Raw genomic sequence first — 17,471 nt, 5'->3', positions numbered from 1 at the left:
GCCCTCGCGCGCATACGTTCGCGGCCCACCCACTTCGACCCCCTGGGTGAGGGAGGCCATCATGCGCACATCGACTCGACTGCCGGCCGCGGTGTGCGGCGCGGCAGCCGTCGCCTTCGCGCTCTCCGCATGCGCGGTGGGCACCGGAGGCGCCGACGACACCGACGCGTCGTACGACTCGGGCGCCGAGCTCAGCGGCGAGCTCGCCGTCATGGGGTTCTCCGGCGTCGACGAGATCGCCACGACCCGCGTCGAGTACGCCGAGGAGCAGCTCGGCGACGTGACCGTCCAGCTCGCCGAGGGCGACCTCGACATGCAGCAGTTCCTCTCCGCCGTCGCGACGGGCTCTCCGCCCGATGTGGTGTACGCGTCACGCGACCAGATCGGCTCGCTCGCCGCTCGCGGCGCGGTGATCCCGCTCGACGACTGCATCGAGGGCGAAGGCGTCCCCGTCGACGACTTCGTGCCCGCCGCCCTCGAGCAGGTCACGCTCAACGACGTGGTCTACGGCATCCCCGAGTTCAACACCGTCCAGCTCACGATGGCCAATGCCGACCTTCTGGAGGGCGCCGGCCTCAGCCTCGACGATGTCAACGGGTCGGACTGGGAGGCGATGTCCGCGGCGGCGGAGGGCCTCGTCGTGGGGGACGGCGGCAGCCTCGAGGTGATCGGGGTCGACAGCAAGCTCCCCGAGTTCCTGCCGCTGTGGGCCAAGGCCAACGGCGCCGACCTCATCTCGGAGGACGGCCGCACCGCCCAGCTCGACGACCCCGCGGTCGTGGAGGCGCTCACGTGGGCGGTGTCGATCTACGACGCCCAGGGGGGCTTCAGCGCGGTGAAGGCCTACCGCGACTCGGCGGACTTCTTCGGCGAGGGCAACCAGTTCGCGACCGAGGTGCTCGGCGCGATGCCGATGGAGCAGTGGTACGTCAACGTCCTGAACGACGTGTCGCCCGACGCTCCGCTCGCGTTCGACACCGTCCGCGACCGTTCCGGCGAGACGCTCGCCTATGCCTCCGGGTCGGCGTGGGCGATCCCTGCAGGCGGCGAGAACCCCGAGGCCGCGTGCCGTTTCGCGCGGGCCATGACGTCGACGGATGCCTGGCAGGCGGCCGCCGAGGCCCGGATCGAGGCCCGTGAGGCCGAGGGCAAGCCGTTCACCGGCATCCTGACCGGCAACGCCACCGCGGACGCCATGATCCAGGACATGACGACGTCGGGCGGAGAGCCGTGGGACACGGCCGTGGCCAAGATGTACGAGGCCAACGAGAGCACCTTCGCGCTCCCCGCCAACCCGGCCGACGCCGAGTTCAAGGCAGCCATGTTCGACGCGGTGAACTCGGTGCTCAACGGCGAGGCGACACCCGAGGAGGCCCTCGCGGAGGCTCAGTCCACCGCGCAGGAGGCCCTCGACGAAGGGTGGGCCGAGCTCGAGCAGGAGGGCTGACGTGGTCGCGGCGACCGAGGTCGCGCGTCATCCTCCGATGGCGCGCGGCCGGCGTCGCGCCCGGCGCCGGTACGTCGGCTCGGCCCTGCTGTTCCTCAGCCCGTGGATCGTCGGCTTCCTCGTCTTCACGGCGTGGCCGCTGATCTACAGCGTCTACCTCTCGCTCACCGACTACGACGTCATCAACGACCCCGAGTTCGTCGGATTGGACAACTACGCCGAGCTGTTCGCCGACCCGAAGATCGCCCTCGCGCTCGGGAACACCCTGCTGTTCACGGCCTTCCAGGTGCCGCTGTACGTCGTCGTCTCGCTGCTGCTGGCGCTGCTGCTCGACCGTGCCGGCCGCAGTTCGGGCTTCTTCCGGACCGTCTTCTTCCTGCCGAAGATGACGCCGCCGGTCGCCGTCGGCATCCTGTTCCTGCTCCTCTTCAACGGGCAGAACGGGCTCTTCAACACGGTGCTCGGCTGGTTCGGCATCGACGGTCCGTCGTGGACGACGGACCCGGCCTGGGTCAAGCCGGGACTCATCATCATGAGCCTGTGGACGGTGGGGGCATCCGTCATCATCCTGCTTGCGGCGCTGCAGGCGGTGCCCGACGAGCTCTACGAGTCGGCCCGCCTCGACGGCGCGGGCTTCTGGCGGCAGGCGTGGTCGGTGACCCTTCCGATGATCAGCCCGGCCCTGTTCTTCATCATCGTCGTCAACACGATCGCCGGACTGCAGACGTTCGACGAGGCGTATACGGCGTTCTTCGGCGCAGGCAACACGACGTACAGCAACGATGCCGCCCTCTTCTACGTCATCTACCTCTTCCAGCAGGCGTTCCAGTTCCTGCACATGGGCTACGCCTCGGCGATGGCCTGGGTGCTGTTCGTCCTGATCATGGCGGTCACGGTCGTGCAGCTCGTGGTGTCGCGGCGCCTGGTCTACTACGAAGGCGAGGAGCGCCGATGAGCCGCGTGCTGCCCCCGAGGATCGACGCCGATCCGGCCCCCGAGCCCACGCCGGGCGCAGGCCGTTCCGGTGAGCCCGCCCCGGAGCCGGGAACGGTGCGGACGGGCGCCTCCCGCGCGGCGAGGGGCCGCAAGCGCGGCATCCGCGTCGTCGTGCTCGTCCTGCTGTCGCTGCTGGCGGTGGTCTTCGTCTACCCGTTCGTCTGGCTGGTGAGCGCGTCGTTCAAGCCCCGCGGCGAGGTCTTCGACAACAAGCTCATCCCCGAGACCTTCACGTGGGAGAACTACGTCACGGTCTGGCAGGAGGCGCCGCTCGCACTGTGGTTGGGGAACACCATCCTGGTGACGATCCTCGCCGCCGTGACCGTGACGATCTCGAGCGCGATGGTGGCGTGGGGCTTCGCCCACTACCGGTTCCGCGGGCGGAACGTGCTGTTCGGCCTCGTACTGGCGAGCATGATGCTGCCCGGCGCCGTCACGATGATCCCCACCTTCCTCATCTGGAACTCGCTCGGCTTCGTCGGCACGCTCGTACCGCTGTGGGCGCAGAACATGTTCGCGAGCGCGTTCTACGTGTTCCTGCTGCGGCAGTTCATGCTCGGGCTGCCGCGCGATCTGTTCGACGCGGCGCGCGTCGACGGCGCGTCGCAATGGGCGGTCTTCTGGCGCATCGCGGTGCCGCTCAGCAAGCCCGCCCTCGCGGTGACGTTCGTGTTCGAGGTGCAGGCGGTGTGGACCGACCTCATGCGCGCGCTGATCTACCTGCGCGACTCGTCGACGTTCACCATCCCGCGAGGACTGAAGTCGCTCGTCGACGCCTTCGGCTTCGGCGGCGAATGGCACTGGGAGATCATCGTCACGGCGAGCGTCATCGCCACGATCCCCATGATCCTGATCTTCTTCTTCGCGCAGAAGCAGATCATCCACGGGATCAGCGCAGGCGGCGTCAAGGGCTGACGCCGGGGGTCACTCCGAGATCGCCTCGACAGCCTCGCCGGTCTGCGTCGCCGACAGCGAGAGCGCGACGTCGGCCTGGCTGATGATGCCCACCAGATCATGGCCGTCGATCACCGGCAGACGGCGCACCTGGTGCGTCTCCATGACGGTCAGGACGTCGCGCACGTCGTCGTCGGCGCCGACCGTCACCGGCTTCCCCTCGGCCAGGAGCCCCGCCGTCTCGAGCTTGGGCGAGCCGCCGCGGGCGATGCACTTCACCACGATGTCGCGATCGGTCAGCATTCCCTTCAGGCGCCCGTCGCCACCGCAGATCGGCAGAGCTCCGACGTCGAGCTCCGCCATCAGGCGGGCGGCTTCCTCGAGGCTCTCCGCCTCGCCGATGCACCGCGGGTCGGTGGTCATGATGTCGCGCGCAAGAGTCATGATGCGCTCCTCTCCCTCGCGGCGAACCTAGGCGTCGGGGTCGCGGCGCACGCAGGGGCTTGACACGCGGCGCCGAGCGGTGCTGCTCAGTCGCCGAGCGCGGCCGCGATCGCGTCGACCACATCGGCGGCCGTCTGCGCATCGCTGCTCGACAGCGCGTCGATCGCCCCGACCACGGCGGCGTGATGCTCGCCCAGCGCGTCGTCGACGTGCCGCACGGCCGCTTCGGTGGGGACCAGGTGATGCGCCCGGCGGTCGGTCGGGTGCGACACCCGCGTCACGTAGCCGCGTTCGACGAGGCGCTCGATCACGTTCGTCACGGTCGCACTCGAGGTGTCGAGCATGACGATGAGGTCCTTGGGGCCGAGGTCGCTGCCGTCACGGTCGGCCTGCACAAGATAGCGGAGCGCGGTGAGGTCGACGCTGCTCAGCCCAGAGGCGCGCAGCGCGCGTTCGGCCTGCTGCTGCTCGGCGTGCCGCAGGCGCAGGATCGCCCGGCTCAGCCGGCGCCCCTCCTCGGTGCGCGGCTCGTCGGCGTACAGGTGCTCGTTCTCGCGGCGGACGACGCTCTCAGGCATCCGCGACCCCCAACTTCGGTCGACGAATTCGACGACTCAATCTACCGCACCATTTGTGACACATGGTAAATTACACAGGCGCTGTGATACACAGCATCCGATTGATCCACCTGTGGCCGGGCGAACCGGCGATGACGACAGAGAGGACTGGTCCGATGGCTTACCTGTATTACGGAATGGAACCGCTGCCCGCGGAGATCCCCGATCGCGTGCTCGCCCACGTGAAGATCGTCATCGCGACCAAGCTGCGCCGCGGCGAGAGCTTCATGCTCACGTGGCGTCATCCGCTCGAGGCACCCGAGGGCCACACGTCCATCTGGATCCAGCCCGCCATCCCGCTGCGGTTCGTGTTCGACTCCCCCGAGGCGGCGGAGCTCGACGGCGCCTATCTCAAGGAGCTGGCAACCGCGGCGAACTCCAGCCGCGGGCTCGTGCTCGACTGGAGCACCACCGGCGAGCTGCCGGTCGTCAACGCGGCTGCACAGGCCGTGGCGGCGTGACCCGCCGACCGACCGCGCTCACACCCCGTTGCGGGCGCTCCGCCGCTCGATGAGCACGGTGTCGCGCCAGAGCCCCGCGTTCGGCCCGACCTCCGACCGGCCGATGCGCTCGCGGCGCCCCACGACACGGAAGCCCGCCGCCTCGTGCAGCCGGATGCTGGCCGCGTTCTCGGGGAACACGCTGGACTGGACCGTCCACACTCCCGCGGCCTCGGCCGCGCCGACGAAGGCGTCGAGCAGCAAACGCCCCACGCCGAGGCCCCGCCGCGCACGGTCGACGTAGACCGAGTGCTCGACGACCCCCCGGTAGGCGGGTCGTGAAGAGACGGCGGATGCCGCGGCCCACCCGACGATCGCACCCGCGTCGTCCTCGGCGACGAGCCGCAGGCCGGCAAGCCTGCCCGCGTCGAACGCCTCCCACGACGGCGGCTCGACCTCGAACGTCGCCTCTCCGTCGAGAATGCCCTGCCGGTAGATCTCCTCGACCGCCGGCCAGTCCGAGGCACGCATCTCGCGCACGACCGGCATCAGCAGCACCCGCCGGCGGCGTCGGTGGAGCACACGCCGGTCGCGGGCAGCACGAGCTCGACCTGCGAAGCCGACGCCACGTCGCCCTCGAGCCAGGCGGCCACCGAGCGGACCTGCTCGAACCCGGTCGCGAGGAGGAACGTGGGAGCGCGGCCGTACGACTTCATCCCCACGATGAAGAAGCCCTGCTCGGGGTGTGTCAGCTCGCGGAAGCCGTGCGGCTCGACCGTGCCGCACGAGTGCACGTTCGGGTCGATGAGGGGCGCGAGCCGGCGCGGCGCCTCGACGATGTCGTCGAGCTCGAGGCGCACCTCTCGCAGGATCCCGAGGTCGGGCCGGAAGCCGGTGGCGTTGACCACGACGTCGGTGGCGTGCGTCACCTGCTCGGCATCACGGCGGCCGACCAGCTCGACCTCGTCACCGGCGCGGCGAGCGCGGACGACCTCGAAGCCGTCGACCACGGCGATGCGGCCGGCGGCGATGGCGCGGTCGACGCGGCTCCCGAGCTTCGCGCGATCGGCGAGCTCGTCGTCGGGCGAGGCGGTCACGCGCGCCGCCTGCGCGTTTCGGATGAGCCATGTCACCTCGGTGCCGGGCTCGTCGCGTGCGAGATCGGCGAGGGCGAGGAGGGTGTTCGCGGCCGAGTGGCCGGCGCCCACGACGGTCGTGCGGCGGCCCGCGAACGTCGCCCGGTCGCGACCGAGCACATCCGGCAGGGCGTGGGTGACGGCATCCGCGATCTCGTCGAAGCCGAGCAGTCCCAGCCCGTTCGAGGAGAGAGGGTTCGGGGAGCGGTAGGTTCCGGACGCGTCGATCACCGCGCGCGCCGACAGCTCCTCGACGTCGCCCCCGACGCGCACGCGCACGACGAACGGGGTCTGGGCGCGGGCGCGCGTGCGCGTGCGGTCCATCCCCTCGCGCGCCACGCCGATCACCTCGACGCCCGTGCGCACGCGCGTCGCGATCGCCTCGAGTCGCGAGAGGGGCTCGAGGTAGTCCGCCACGAGCTGTGCGCCCGTGGGCGCGCCATCGGGTTCCGGCATACGCCAGCCGGTCGCCTCGAGCAGGCGGCGCGAGACGGGGTCGACGAGGTGGCGCCACGGCGAGAACAGGCGCGTATGACCCCACGAGCGCACGCTGGCGGCGATCGAGTCGCCCACCTCGAGCACGACGAACTCGGCCCCGCGATCGGCGAGGTGGGCGGCGGCCACCAGGCCGATGGGGCCGGCCCCGACGATGACGACGGGGAGCGGGGCGAGGCGATCGGCCGCGACCACGCGGGGCGTGAGGTCCAGGAGGGTCATGATCAGAATCATGATCGCTATATCGATGAGTGTCAATATCGACTATCATCGATGCATGATCGCACTGCCGCTCACCGACGTCGCCGCCCCGTGCTGCTCGCCGCTCGTCCGCGAGCCGCTGTCCGCGGACGACGCCGAGCAGCTCGCGCAGACGATGAAGGCCCTGGCCGACCCCACGCGGCTGCGCCTGCTGTCCATCGTCGCCGCGTCCGACGGCGCCGAGGCGTGCGTGTGCGATCTCATCGAGCCCGTCGGCCTGAGCCAGCCCACCGTGTCGCATCACCTGCGCGTGCTGATGGACGCCGGTTTCCTCACCCGGAGCAAGCGCGGCACGTGGGCGTACTACGCCCTCGTGCCGGGGGCTCTCGACCGCGTGTCGCAGCTGCTCGCCGCGTGACGCGCGTCGCGCCCGTCAGCCCTCGAAGTCCTCGGGCTCGACGTCGTCGAGGAAGCGCTTGAACTCATCGAGCCTCTCGGCGGCGTCCGTCTCGGTGAGGACGTCGGGCACTCCGGCCTCCTCGAGCACGGCGTCGGCGACCCAGATGCCCGCGCCCACACGCGACGCCAGGGCCACGGCATCCGACGGCCGCGCATCGACGACGCGGTCGCCCAGCGCCGTCGAGAGCGTGATCTCGGCGTAGAACGTGCCGTCGTCGATGCGGGTCACCTCGACGCGCGTGACCTCGGCGCCGAGCGCCTCGAGCATGGTGCGCATGAGGTCGTGGGCGAGAGGCCTCGGGACGGGAGCCTGCTCCAGCGCCACGAGGATCGACGTGGCCTCGAGCTGGCCGATCCAGATCGGCAGCACGTGACCGTCGCCGGGCATCTCGTCGATGGGCTTGAGCAGGACGACGTGCTGCCCCGACGCGTCGAGCGCGACGCCTGCCACCCGCACCTGCACCATGGCCGCACCTCCTCTCTGCCATCGTAGGCACGCCGCGCGGCCCGCGGATGGCCGTCGCCACCTCGATCGCCCGGACGCATTCAGCGGAATGGATGCCGCGGCGCTACGGTTGCAGGCAGTCATGGAGCGCTTCGGAACCCTCTCATTCGGCCACTACGGTCCGCTCGGCGGCGGGCGGCAGCTCACCGCGGCCGACTCGATGCTGCAGGCCATCGACCTCGCGCAGGGCATGGACGATCTCGGAGTCGACGGCGCGTACTTCCGGGTGCACCACTTCGCCCGGCAGCAGTCGTCGCCTATGCCGCTCCTCGCGGCGATCGCGGCGCGCACCCAGCGCATCGAGGTCGGCACCGGCGTCATCGACATGCGCTACGAGAACCCGCTGTACCTCGCGGAGGAAGCGGCATCCGTCGATCTGATCTCGGGCGGACGACTGGCGCTCGGGGTGAGCCGCGGCTCACCCGAGACCGTCGTGCGCGGCTATGAGGCCTTCGGCTACACCGGCTCGGGCGACCCCCGCGGGGCCGACATCGCGCGCAAGCACTTCGACCTGTTCCTGCGCGCCATCGACGGCGAAGGTCTCGCCGAACGGGACGCGGACTCGCCCTTCGGCGGCGGCGCGACCGGACTGCAGCGCATCGAGCCCCACTCTCCGGGGCTCCGGTCGCGCGTGTGGTGGGGTGCCGGCAACCGCGATTCCGCCGAGTGGGCCGGCCGCGTCGGGGTGAATCTCATGTCGTCGACGCTGCTCACCTCCGCCGACGGTCGCCCGTTCGACATCCTCCAGGCGGAGCAGATCGACGCGTTCCGCTCGGCGTGGCGCGAGGCCGGCCACGCCGGCGAGCCCCGCGTTTCGGTCAGCCGGTCGATCTTCCCGCTCGTCACGGCCGAGGATCACCTCTACTTCGGCGGGCGGCAGGACGGCGACCAGATCGGCATCATCGACGGCATGCGCTCGACGTTCGGCAAGACCTACGCGGCCGAGCCGGACGTCCTCGTGGAACAGCTGCTCGACGACGCCGCCATCGCCGCCGCCGACACCCTGATGCTCACCATCCCCAGCCAGCTCGGGGTCGAGTTCAATCTGCGGGTCGTCGAGGCGTTCGCCACCCATGTGGCTCCCGCCCTGGGGTGGAAGGGCACGCGGGGCTGAGCCTCACCCGGCATCCTCGATGAGATGCAGCTGCGTCCCGTCGGGGTCGATGAGGTATCCGGCCCGCTGCCCCCACTCCTGCAGCGCGACGGGGATGAGGCGCGGGATGCCCACCGTCTTCTCGGGCACCCCGCTGCCGCGGACCGCGCCGTAGAGGCCGTCGAGATCGTGGACCCGGATGCTGGCCATGAACCAGCTCTCGTACGGGTCGTGCTCGGGCGCGAGGAAGAACTCGAGCACCACGCCGTCGCGCGCCAGGATCATCCAGCCGCCGTCGCGGTACGACACCTCGAACCCGAAGCCGCCGTAGAAGGCGACGGTCGCGTCGAAGTCGCGGGACGGGAGGTTGGGTTGCGCCCGGTCTGCCATGCTGACGAATCTACGACCGTCGGCCGCTCGCGTTAAGAGGCACAGCCGCGAAGACTCCGCCGGCGGTCAGACGACCGGAAGGCCGAGCCACTCCCCCAGTTCGACGACCTCGGCGCGCACCATGTCGTGCTCCTCGGCCTCGAACGGCAGGAACTCGTGCACGGCGTTGACGCGCAGCACGCCGTTCGCCTTGTCGACCTCGGCGTCAGCATCCCGGCGAATCGATCGCCGATGAGAATCGGGTGGGCGAAATAGCCGTAGGTCCGCTGTGCAGCCGGCTTGAACTGCTCGAGGACATAGGCGAACTCGAAGACCTCGGCAAGGCGCGGGCGGTCGAACAGCAGGCTGTCGTACGGGTTGAGGAGAGCCACCCGGCCGCCGTCGTCCTCATCGGCGAGCGCGGCGAGCGCCGCCGGATCGGCGCGGAACCTCCACCCGCTGCCCTCGACCGCGACCGGCTCGCCGGCCATGCCGACCCCGCTCCACGGCGACTTCTGCTTCGCGATACCGGCTGCCTGCAGCCGCCTCTCGTCGAGGAGGAGTGCGGCCTCCTCGACGCTGAGCTCGGGCAGGTCGCGCGGGTAGACGCGCTCGGCGAGATCCCAGCGGCGGTGACGCCCCTCGCGGCGGACGACGGCCACCTCTCCCTGCCGCGCGAGGAAGTCGAGCATGTGCGGAACCTGGTTGCTTCCCGACCAGCCGTCGGGCGCGCGGTCGACCTGCGCAGTGTCGGGGATGTCCGCCGCCAGCAGCGGCCCCTCGGCCCGCAGACGCGCCAGCACGTCGCGGCGGAAGCGGTCGTTCGCCGCGAGCCACTGCCGGCTGCTCTCGCGCGTCGGCCATGCACGCATCGCCGGCAGCATGAGGGGCAGCAGGCTCATGGGCCGGAAGGCACCGTCGAACTCGAACAGGAGGCGGTCGATCTCGGTCGCCTTCTGCAATTGGCCGGCCTCGTACGACCAGCCGATCCGCGACCAGAGGACGGTGTGCTCGCAGGGCGCGATCGTGGCCGTCGGGTCGATCTTGATGTAGCCGAGCTGCTCCGCCACCTCGACGACGTCGCCCGGCCGGTCCGCGTCGAGCAGCTGCGCACGCACGACCATGCGGCGAGCCTCGTCGCGGGTGATCGTGCGGGTCGCCGTCATGCGCGCAGGATCTTCTCCATGGCCTTGCCGCGGGCGAGCTCGTCGACGAGCTTGTCCAGGTAGCGGATCCTCTGCATCAGCGGGTCCTCGATCTGCTCGACCCGCATGCCGCAGATCACGCCGGTGATGAGAGACGCGTTCGGGTTGAGGTGCGCCCGGTCGAAGAAGTCCTCGAAGGTGGTGTGCTCATCGAGCTGGCGCTGCAGCTCGGCGCGGTCGAACCCCGTGAGCCACTCGATCACCTCGTCGAGTTCGGCCTGCGACCTGCCCTTCTTCTCCACCTTCGTGACGTAGAGCGGATAGACCGAAGCGAAGCTCATGGTGTAGATCCGGTGCACACGGTCAGCGTAGCCCCGGGCGCCCGCAGTCACTCAGCCGCTCTCCCGGCGGTCGCCTCGGATTCGTCGAACCCTGCCCGCGTCAAGGGCAGCTCACGTCCGGCGTCCCACGGCTCGGTCCAGCCCAGCCGGTCGAAGAGGCCGTCGAGGACCATGCCGGTGAAGCCCCACACCAGCTGATCGCCGTCCGGGTCGGGTACGAGGAAGCCCGGACCCCGCCACTCCTGGCCGTCACGGCGGATCACCGTCACCCCGCGGTTGGCGGGGTTCAGCAGGTCGGCGACGGGCGCGCGGAACACCGCGGAGGACTCGGCCTCGTCGACGGGGCGCACCGGCGACGGATGCCTCCACCAGCCGAGCACCGGCGTCACGACGTGCTGCGAGTAGACGAGCGGGATGTCTTCGAGCGTTCCGAGCACGTCGACGCCGGCCGGGTCGAGTCCCGTCTCCTCCTGCGCTTCGCGCAGGGCGGCGGCGACTGGGCCGTCGTCGGCGGGATCGATCCGCCCGCCGGGGAACGCCACCTGCCCCGCGTGCGAGCGCAGCGTCGTCGCTCGGGCCAGCAGCAGGAGGTCGAGGTCGCTCGACACGGCCTCGTCGGCGGCGTCGTGCGCGCTGGGGCGGGCGTCGAGCACGCCGAACAGCACCAGCACCGCTGCGGGGCGCGAGTCGGCGGGCGTCGGAAGCCCTGCGAAGTGCTCGAATCCCTGGTGACCGGGCCCTTTCGCAGCGACCGCCTCGACGAGCGAGACCAGCTGCGCGCGGGCGCTTCGGAGGGTGTGTTCCACCGGCATCCGTTCAGGCTACGCCCCGCTCGCGACAGCGCCGACGTCGCAGACGCTCCCATGTAACGTTCAGGTAACGCACCGGAACCGCCCAGGAGGGGTGGGCAGACTCGGGCACTTGTGTCCGCCCGAACGGACTCTTCGCGTCGCGCTGTCGATGCGGCACCCCCTATACGAAACCGGTTCCATGCGTTCGATCACGTCTTCCCGTCCTGCCCGCCGCACCCTCCGCGCCGCCGAGCGCCGCCTCCGCCGCCGCCCCGCCCTGCTCGGCGCCGGCCTGGCCATCGGCCTTCTCGTCACCGCCGGCATGACCGCGACGACACCCGCGAGTCTGGCCGAGGCATCCGGAACCACCCCCGTCTTCGCACTCGCGTCGTACACGACCCCTGCCCCCGCGGACGCGATGCCCACGGACGCCGAGACCGCAGCGCTCGATGAGGCCCAGGCCACCGTCGAGGCTGCGAGCGCCTCCGTCGCCGCCGCCGCGACCGTGACGGCCGACATCGAGAAATCCGGCCTCGACGTCGGCGAGAAAGACCCCTCGGTCGACACGGCCGAGCTCGAGGCCGCGATCGCGCGCCTGGACGGCGCCGACGCGCTGCCGACCCTGCTCCTGCCCTCCATCGCCGAGGACGTGGCCGCGCTGAAGACCGCCGTCGACGAGCGCGTGGCGGGCCTCCGCGGCAAGCTCGACGCCGCCAAGGCGCTCAAGGCGAAGCAGGAGGCCGAGGCGAAGGCGAAGGCCGCCGCTGCGGCGAAGGCTGCGGCCGAGAGGAAGGCGGCGGAGGCTGCGCGCTCGTCGGCCGCCCCGTCCCCGGCGTACGCGACCGGCGGCGCCGTCGGCGGCACGAGCCCGGCCGACGCGCAGGCGACGGCGCGCGCGATGATCGGCAATCACGGCTGGGGCAGCGACCAGTTCGCGTGCCTCGTGTCGCTGTGGAACAAGGAGTCCGGCTGGAACTACGCCGCGTACAACTCCTCGAGCGGTGCCTACGGCATCCCGCAGGCACTGCCCGGCAGCAAGATGGGCAGCGCGGGCGCCGACTGGCAGACCAACCCCGCGACGCAGATCGCGTGGGGCCTGGGCTACATCTCGGGCCGCTACGGCACCCCGTGCGGCGCGTGGGGCCACTCGCAGTCGGTCGGCTGGTACTGAGCCGCTGCACCCTGTGCACTGACTCCGCCTCGTCCTGAGGCGTGACACGGAACCCCCGCGGATCGCCGCGGGGGTTCCGTCGTTCCCCGGCGGTCGAGGCGGAGTTGCGGCACGGTGCCACGCGCGTGCCGGGCCACTTTCGTGCACCACGGACCGAATAGTGCAATAATGCACTCCATGCCCGAAAGTGCACTCTCCACGCGCGACCGCCGTCGCGACGAGACGACGAAGACGCTGATCTCGCTCGCCCGGCGGGCGACGGCGGCCGACGGGCTCAACGGCTTCACGATCGACGAGCTGTGCGAGCGGGCCGGCATCTCGCGGCGCACGTTCTTCAACTACTTCGCGTCGAAGGAGGACGCCGTCCTCGGCATCCCTCTCCACGCCGACAGCGACGAGGCCGACGAGTTCTTCGTGGCGATGCGCCCGCGCACGCCCGCGGGCGAGCTCTCGCCGACGCTGCTGTCCGACCTCGCCGCTCTCACCGAAAGACGCTGGGCGGCCCTCGAGTTCGACCGCTCCTCCGCCGAGGAGCTCATGGCAGCGGCCGACCGCGAGCCCCGCCTCGTCAGCCACATGCTCGACCGCCACCGCCGCGACGAGGCGAAGGACATCCTGCTCGTCGCCCGGCGCGAGGGCCTCGACGACGACGACCCGCGTGCGGCCGCCGCCGTGCACATCGTCGGCCACCTCGCGCGCGTCGCCGTGCCGGCATCCCTCGACCCCGACAACCCGCGCACCTTCTCCGACGCGTTCCGCGGCCAGCTCGCCACGGCGCAGGAGCTCTTCGCCTCGCAGCATCCGCTCCCGCCGCGCGGCCCGGCCGCGCGTACGACCGCCGCCTGACCCCACCGGCCCCTCGTCGCGCACCCCCCGGTTGCGACACCCCACCCATCGAGCACCACCCGAAAGAACCCCATGACCGCCACCGCCCCCACGCCGACCCTCGCCGGCGATGGCCCGATGCTGCTCACCAAGCGCCGCATCTGGATCATCTTCTCCGCCCTGATCGCCGGGATGCTGCTGTCCAGCCTCGACCAGACCATCGTCTCGACCGCCATGCCGACGCTCGTCGGCGAGCTCGGCGGCGTCGAGCACCAGGTGTGGATCACGAGCGCGTACATCCTCGCGACCACCATCGTCATGCCGATCTACGGCAAGTTCGGCGACGTGCTGGGCCGGCGCAGCCTCTTCCTCATCGCGATCGCGATCTTCACCCTCGCCTCCGTCGGCTGCGCGTTCGCGACCGACTTCTGGATGTTCGTCGTCTTCCGCGCCGTCCAGGGCCTCGGCGGCGGCGGGCTCATGATCCTGTCGCAGGCGATCATCGCCGACATCGTGCCGGCCTCCGAGCGCGGCAAGTACCTCGGCCCGCTCGGCGCGATCTTCGGCCTCTCGGCCGTTGCCGGCCCGCTCCTCGGCGGCTTCTTCGTCGATCACCTGACGTGGCAGTGGGCGTTCTACATCAACATCCCCGTCGGCATCGCGGCGTTCCTCATCGCGGTCTTCGCCCTCAAGCTGCCGAGCAAGAAGGCGACGCAGCCGATCGACTGGCTGGGCGTGGTGTTCCTCTCGGCCGCCACGACGTGCCTCATCTTCTTCACCGACTTCGGCGGCGACCGCGAGCACGGCTGGGATTCGCCCAACACGTGGGCCTGGGGCGCCGGGCTCCTCGCCGCCGTCGCGCTGTTCGTCTTCACCGAGTCGCGCGCGGCCGACCCGGTCATGCCGCTTTCGCTGTTCAAGAACCCGGTCTTCGTCAACACGACGCTCATCGGCTTCGTCCTCGGCATCGGCATGTTCGCGGCCCTCGCCTTCGTGCCGACGTTCCTCCAGATGTCGTCGGGCACGTCGGCCGCGGCATCCGGTCTCCTCATGCTGCCGATGATGGTCGGCGTGATGGGCACCTCGATCGCGTCGGGAATCCTCATCACGAAGACCGGTCGCTACCGGATCTTCCCGGTGCTCGGCACGCTCATCACGGGACTCACGATGGTCGCGATGACGACCCTCACGGCAGACACGCCCATCTGGCTCATCTGCGTGTACCTGTTCGCCTTCGGCGCCGGTCTCGGCCTCGTCATGCAGGTTGTGGTGCTCGTCGCGCAGAACTCCGTGCCCGCGACGCAGGTCGGCACGGCGACCAGCTCGAACAACTACTTCCGCGAGGCCGGCGCCGCCGTGGGCATCGCGGTGTTCGGAGCCATCTTCACCAGCCGCCTCACCGACAACCTGCTGGCGGCGTTCACCGGAGCCGGAGCCTCGCCCGACCAGGCGTCGCAGGCCGCGGCATCCATCGATCCGGCCGTCCTGAACGAGCTGCCGGACGCGGTGCGCGAGTCGATCGTGACCGCCTACGCCGACGCGCTCGCGCCGGTGTTCTGGTACCTCGTGCCGTTCATGGCGGTCGCGTTCGTGCTGTCGCTCTTCCTCAAGGAGATCCCGCTGTCCGACGTCGCCGGGCTCGTCGCCCGCGGCGAGGCGATCGGCGGCGAAGAGGCCGAGCGCCTCGAAGCCGAGCAGCGCGCGGCGGACCGGCGCACGGCAGAACCCGCGCCGGCGGCGCCGGCGACGGATGCCGGTGGCCGGGGAGCCGGGACCGCGAGCTGATCCTCGGGCGGCCGGACCTGCCCGCGCATCGACGCGGGGAGGCTCGGCCGCCCCTCGCGCTCCTTCAGCCGCGCGGGTCGCCGTCGGCTACCACCTGGCGCCACAGTTCGTGAAGCCGCGCGTTGGCCGCGACGCCGACGCGGTTCCCCGAGCGGAACTGGAACCGCCACGCGATCTCCGGCACGACCACTTCGAGGAGGTCGCGGGGAATGCGATCGGGCTCGATCACGAGGGCGTCGAAGCTCACGTCGACGAAGTTCGCCGTGCGGCGCGGGTCGGCGAAGTGGACGTCCTCGTACGGCGGGGTGAGCACCGTGCCGTGCCCGATGATCCCGTACTCGCCGCCCTGCCTCAGCAGCCATGCGTCGGTGCCCGGCGCGACCTCCCGGCGGGCGCCGACCGACCACTGGGTGACGAACGGCTCGCCGCCCGTCACCTGCTCGACCACCGACGCGAATGATCCCGGCCATTCGTCCCACAGGTTCGGGTTCCAACCCATGATGACGCCACCGAGCGGGCGAGCGGATGCCGCGTGCATTCCACGACCGTACGCTGGGGTGCACTCGATCGGCGGGGGCTTGACGCCTTCAGCCGAGGCCGACCATCTCGGCGCTCTCGTCCCACAGCCGCTTGGCGAGAAGCGGGTCGTCCGCGCGGCGGTTCGTCCGCGCGACGCGATTGCGCACGTAGTAGGCACCGGGCTCCCAGTCGACACCGGGCTTGCCGAGAGCGAGCCAGGTCAGGCGCGAGCCCCCGACCTCGTTCGAATCGAGGAGGGGCGCCGTCAGCCGGCTGCTGTAGAACCACCGCACCGGACCGCGCGCCGTGCCGCCGAACCCGCTGCCGATCACACCCGGGTGGAACACCACGGCGTTGATTCCCGCGTCGCCGTACCGGCGGTGCAGCTCCCGCGTGAAGAGGATGTTCTCGAGCTTGCCGTTGCCGTAGGCCGTGCCCGCCGAATACCGCCGCTGCGCCTGGAGATCGTCGATGTCGAACCGCGCCATGGTGCGGGATGCCTCGCTCGACGTCTGGATCACCGACGCGCCGCTCTCGATCAGCCGGTCGCGCAGCAGGTTGGTCAGCAGGAAGCCGGCGAGGTGGTTGACCTGGAACGTCTGCTCGAACCCGTCGACGGTCGCCGTGCGCTCCGCGAAGATGCCGCCGGCATTGTTCGCGAGCACGTCGATGCGCGGGCAGGACTCGAGCAGCGCGTCCGCGAGCGCGCGCACCTGGGCGAGGTCGGCGAAGTCGGCGATGTGCCGTTCGACGCCGAGCTCGTCGGCGATGCGCCGCGTCTTGTCGGGGTTGCGCCCGACGATGACCACGCGCTCCCCCGCCTCGTGCAGCTGGCGGGCGGACGCGGCGCCGATCCCGTCGCTCGCTCCGGTGATGACGATCGTTCGTGCCACGCGCGCTCCTCGGGTCGGTCTGTTCAGGCTAATCGCGCCGCACACGGACCCGACCCGAGGGCACGCGCGCTCTCCGCTAGTGTCGGACGTGGTCGCCCCCGGTCGAGAGGACAGTCATGGCCCCGTGGGTCCTCTTCAGCTACGCGCAGAGCCTGCCGCAGAGCAGACGGCGCGTGCGCATCGCGTGGGGAATCGGCATCCTGCTCTTCAGCGGCACCGTGTTCGCGTTCTGCGCCGTCGGAGCCGTCGGGCAGTGGATCGCGTGGGAGCTGCCCGACGCGATCTTCACGACGCTCCTGGCGATCGGGATGGCGGGCGCCGCAGCCGCCGCCATCTTCGGCTTCGTCCAGATCGCGCGCGAGCGCCGCGTCGAGAGGCAGCAGCGCGGCTGAGCCCGAACTCACGGCTCGCTCCCAGTCTCGAGGGACCAATTCGGGCCCGGCATCCGTTCTCTTCTGATGACGCCGCAGCCAGCGACGTCGCACCAGAAGGGAATCGACCGTGAACCCCAACGACTACCGCAAGACGCCCGAGGCCCTCAGCGGCCTGAGCGACACCCAGTACCGCGTGACGCAGAGCGACGCGACCGAGCCGCCGTTCCGCAACGCGTACTGGAACAACCACGACGACGGCATCTACGTCGACGTCGTCTCGGGTCAGCCGCTCTTCTCCTCGGCCGACAAGTACGACAGCGGAACCGGGTGGCCGAGCTTCACCCGGCCGATCGACCCCGCCGCCGTCACCACGAAGACGGACCGCTCGCTGTGGATGACGCGCACCGAGGCGCGGTCCTCAGGCGCCGACAGCCACCTCGGGCACGTCTTCGACGACGGGCCTCGGGATGCCGGTGGCCTGCGCTACTGCATGAACTCGGCCGCGCTGCGGTTCATCCCCGTCGCCGAGCT

General features: G+C 70.8%; 22 protein-coding genes. 11 read left to right on the top strand and 11 right to left on the bottom strand.

From position 1 onward, the window contains the following. Positions 1–61: 61 nt before the first annotated feature. From OB08_RS05590 to OB08_RS05580, 3 genes are read left to right on the top strand one after another with little or no spacing between them, the layout of a single operon-like run. Complete coding sequence (locus OB08_RS05590; RefSeq protein WP_461472982.1) at positions 62–1,447, top strand: extracellular solute-binding protein; 1,386 nt, start codon at positions 62–64, stop codon at positions 1,445–1,447. Positions 1,448–1,484: 37 nt separating this feature from the next. Beyond that, the gene (locus OB08_RS05585) at positions 1,485–2,402 is read left to right on the top strand and encodes a carbohydrate ABC transporter permease (protein WP_461473287.1); all 918 of its coding nucleotides are present in this window, start codon (positions 1,485–1,487) and stop codon (positions 2,400–2,402) included. Beyond that, a complete protein-coding gene (locus OB08_RS05580) occupies positions 2,399–3,358 on the top strand; it encodes a carbohydrate ABC transporter permease (protein ID WP_461472980.1) in 960 nt (319 codons plus the stop codon). The genes OB08_RS05585 and OB08_RS05580 overlap by 4 nt, the downstream gene beginning before the upstream one ends. 9 nt (positions 3,359–3,367) lie before the next feature. On the opposite strand, the gene OB08_RS05575 is transcribed toward OB08_RS05580, so the two are convergent. Both OB08_RS05575 and OB08_RS05570 read right to left on the bottom strand, forming a co-directional pair. After that, positions 3,368–3,781, bottom strand: coding sequence for a CBS domain-containing protein (locus tag OB08_RS05575; RefSeq protein ID WP_461472978.1), 414 nt, complete (start codon positions 3,779–3,781; stop codon positions 3,368–3,370). An 86-nt stretch (positions 3,782–3,867) separates the two neighbouring features. Continuing rightward, positions 3,868–4,359, bottom strand: a complete 492-nt coding sequence (locus tag OB08_RS05570) for a MarR family winged helix-turn-helix transcriptional regulator (RefSeq protein ID WP_461472976.1) — start codon at positions 4,357–4,359, stop codon at positions 3,868–3,870. A gap of 155 nt (positions 4,360–4,514) precedes the next feature. Here OB08_RS05570 and OB08_RS05565 point away from each other — a divergent pair, with 155 nt between their 5' ends. Further along, the gene (locus tag OB08_RS05565; protein ID WP_461472974.1) at positions 4,515–4,859 is read left to right on the top strand and encodes a DUF7882 family protein; all 345 of its coding nucleotides are present in this window, start codon (positions 4,515–4,517) and stop codon (positions 4,857–4,859) included. A gap of 18 nt (positions 4,860–4,877) precedes the next feature. Here OB08_RS05565 and OB08_RS05560 read toward each other — a convergent pair whose 3' ends face one another. Both OB08_RS05560 and OB08_RS05555 read right to left on the bottom strand, forming a co-directional pair. Further along, a complete protein-coding gene (locus OB08_RS05560; protein WP_461472972.1) occupies positions 4,878–5,387 on the bottom strand; it encodes a GNAT family N-acetyltransferase in 510 nt (169 codons plus the stop codon). Continuing rightward, positions 5,387–6,691 carry an FAD-dependent oxidoreductase gene (locus OB08_RS05555; RefSeq protein ID WP_461472970.1) on the bottom strand — a complete coding sequence of 435 codons (1,305 nt, stop codon included), beginning with the start codon at positions 6,689–6,691 and terminating at the stop codon, positions 5,387–5,389. The genes OB08_RS05560 and OB08_RS05555 overlap by 1 nt, the downstream gene beginning before the upstream one ends. A 55-nt stretch (positions 6,692–6,746) precedes the next feature. Here OB08_RS05555 and OB08_RS05550 point away from each other — a divergent pair, with 55 nt between their 5' ends. Next, positions 6,747–7,088 (top strand): metalloregulator ArsR/SmtB family transcription factor, encoded by a 342-nt coding sequence (locus tag OB08_RS05550; RefSeq protein WP_461472968.1) that lies wholly within the window; start codon positions 6,747–6,749, stop codon positions 7,086–7,088. 15 nt (positions 7,089–7,103) lie between these two features. Here the strand turns inward: OB08_RS05550 and OB08_RS05545 are convergent, their stop codons facing one another. Next, positions 7,104–7,595 (bottom strand): bifunctional nuclease family protein, encoded by a 492-nt coding sequence (locus OB08_RS05545; RefSeq protein WP_461472966.1) that lies wholly within the window; start codon positions 7,593–7,595, stop codon positions 7,104–7,106. Positions 7,596–7,716: 121 nt separating this feature from the next. On the opposite strand from OB08_RS05545, the gene OB08_RS05540 reads away from it, so the two are divergent. After that, entirely contained in the window at positions 7,717–8,748 is a 1,032-nt protein-coding gene (locus OB08_RS05540) for an LLM class flavin-dependent oxidoreductase (protein ID WP_461472964.1), read from the top strand. A 3-nt stretch (positions 8,749–8,751) separates the two neighbouring features. Here the strand turns inward: OB08_RS05540 and OB08_RS05535 are convergent, their stop codons facing one another. Genes OB08_RS05535 through OB08_RS05520 form a run of 4 tightly spaced genes read right to left on the bottom strand, consistent with a single transcriptional unit; the run spans position 8,752 to position 11,394 of the window. Beyond that, the gene (locus OB08_RS05535; RefSeq protein WP_461472962.1) at positions 8,752–9,117 is read right to left on the bottom strand and encodes a bleomycin resistance protein; all 366 of its coding nucleotides are present in this window, start codon (positions 9,115–9,117) and stop codon (positions 8,752–8,754) included. Between the two features lie 32 nt (positions 9,118–9,149). Then, positions 9,150–10,262 carry a DNA glycosylase AlkZ-like family protein gene (locus tag OB08_RS05530; protein ID WP_461472960.1) on the bottom strand — a complete coding sequence of 371 codons (1,113 nt, stop codon included), beginning with the start codon at positions 10,260–10,262 and terminating at the stop codon, positions 9,150–9,152. Beyond that, entirely contained in the window at positions 10,259–10,600 is a 342-nt protein-coding gene (locus OB08_RS05525; RefSeq protein WP_461472958.1) for a DUF2200 domain-containing protein, read from the bottom strand. Before OB08_RS05525 ends, OB08_RS05530 begins: the two co-directional genes overlap by 4 nt. A 29-nt stretch (positions 10,601–10,629) precedes the next feature. Then, entirely contained in the window at positions 10,630–11,394 is a 765-nt protein-coding gene (locus OB08_RS05520) for an NUDIX hydrolase (protein WP_461472957.1), read from the bottom strand. Between the two features lie 178 nt (positions 11,395–11,572). Here OB08_RS05520 and OB08_RS05515 point away from each other — a divergent pair, with 178 nt between their 5' ends. The 3 genes from OB08_RS05515 (at position 11,573) to OB08_RS05505 (ending at position 15,154) form a co-directional block, all read left to right on the top strand. After that, entirely contained in the window at positions 11,573–12,544 is a 972-nt protein-coding gene (locus tag OB08_RS05515) for an aggregation-promoting factor C-terminal-like domain-containing protein (RefSeq protein ID WP_461472955.1), read from the top strand. Between the two features lie 177 nt (positions 12,545–12,721). Then, positions 12,722–13,390, top strand: a complete 669-nt coding sequence (locus OB08_RS05510) for a TetR/AcrR family transcriptional regulator (RefSeq protein ID WP_461472953.1) — start codon at positions 12,722–12,724, stop codon at positions 13,388–13,390. A 72-nt stretch (positions 13,391–13,462) separates the two neighbouring features. Next, complete coding sequence (locus OB08_RS05505; RefSeq protein ID WP_461472951.1) at positions 13,463–15,154, top strand: MDR family MFS transporter; 1,692 nt, start codon at positions 13,463–13,465, stop codon at positions 15,152–15,154. 64 nt (positions 15,155–15,218) lie between these two features. Here OB08_RS05505 and OB08_RS05500 read toward each other — a convergent pair whose 3' ends face one another. After that, a complete protein-coding gene (locus tag OB08_RS05500; RefSeq protein WP_461472950.1) occupies positions 15,219–15,692 on the bottom strand; it encodes a hypothetical protein in 474 nt (157 codons plus the stop codon). Positions 15,693–15,741: 49 nt separating this feature from the next. Continuing rightward, complete coding sequence (locus tag OB08_RS05495) at positions 15,742–16,566, bottom strand: SDR family NAD(P)-dependent oxidoreductase (protein ID WP_461472948.1); 825 nt, start codon at positions 16,564–16,566, stop codon at positions 15,742–15,744. A gap of 116 nt (positions 16,567–16,682) precedes the next feature. Here OB08_RS05495 and OB08_RS05490 point away from each other — a divergent pair, with 116 nt between their 5' ends. Next, on the top strand, positions 16,683–16,958 hold the full coding sequence (locus OB08_RS05490; protein WP_461472946.1) for a hypothetical protein: 276 nt from the start codon (positions 16,683–16,685) through the stop codon (positions 16,956–16,958). A 109-nt stretch (positions 16,959–17,067) separates the two neighbouring features. Then, positions 17,068–17,471 (top strand): peptide-methionine (R)-S-oxide reductase MsrB (gene msrB / locus OB08_RS05485; RefSeq protein WP_461472944.1); only part of this gene is annotated, 404 nt, incomplete at its 3' end.

It is taken from the genome of Microbacterium sp. HJ5 (assembly GCF_054824025.1).
This window is presented reverse-complemented; position numbering and strand designations above follow the sequence as displayed.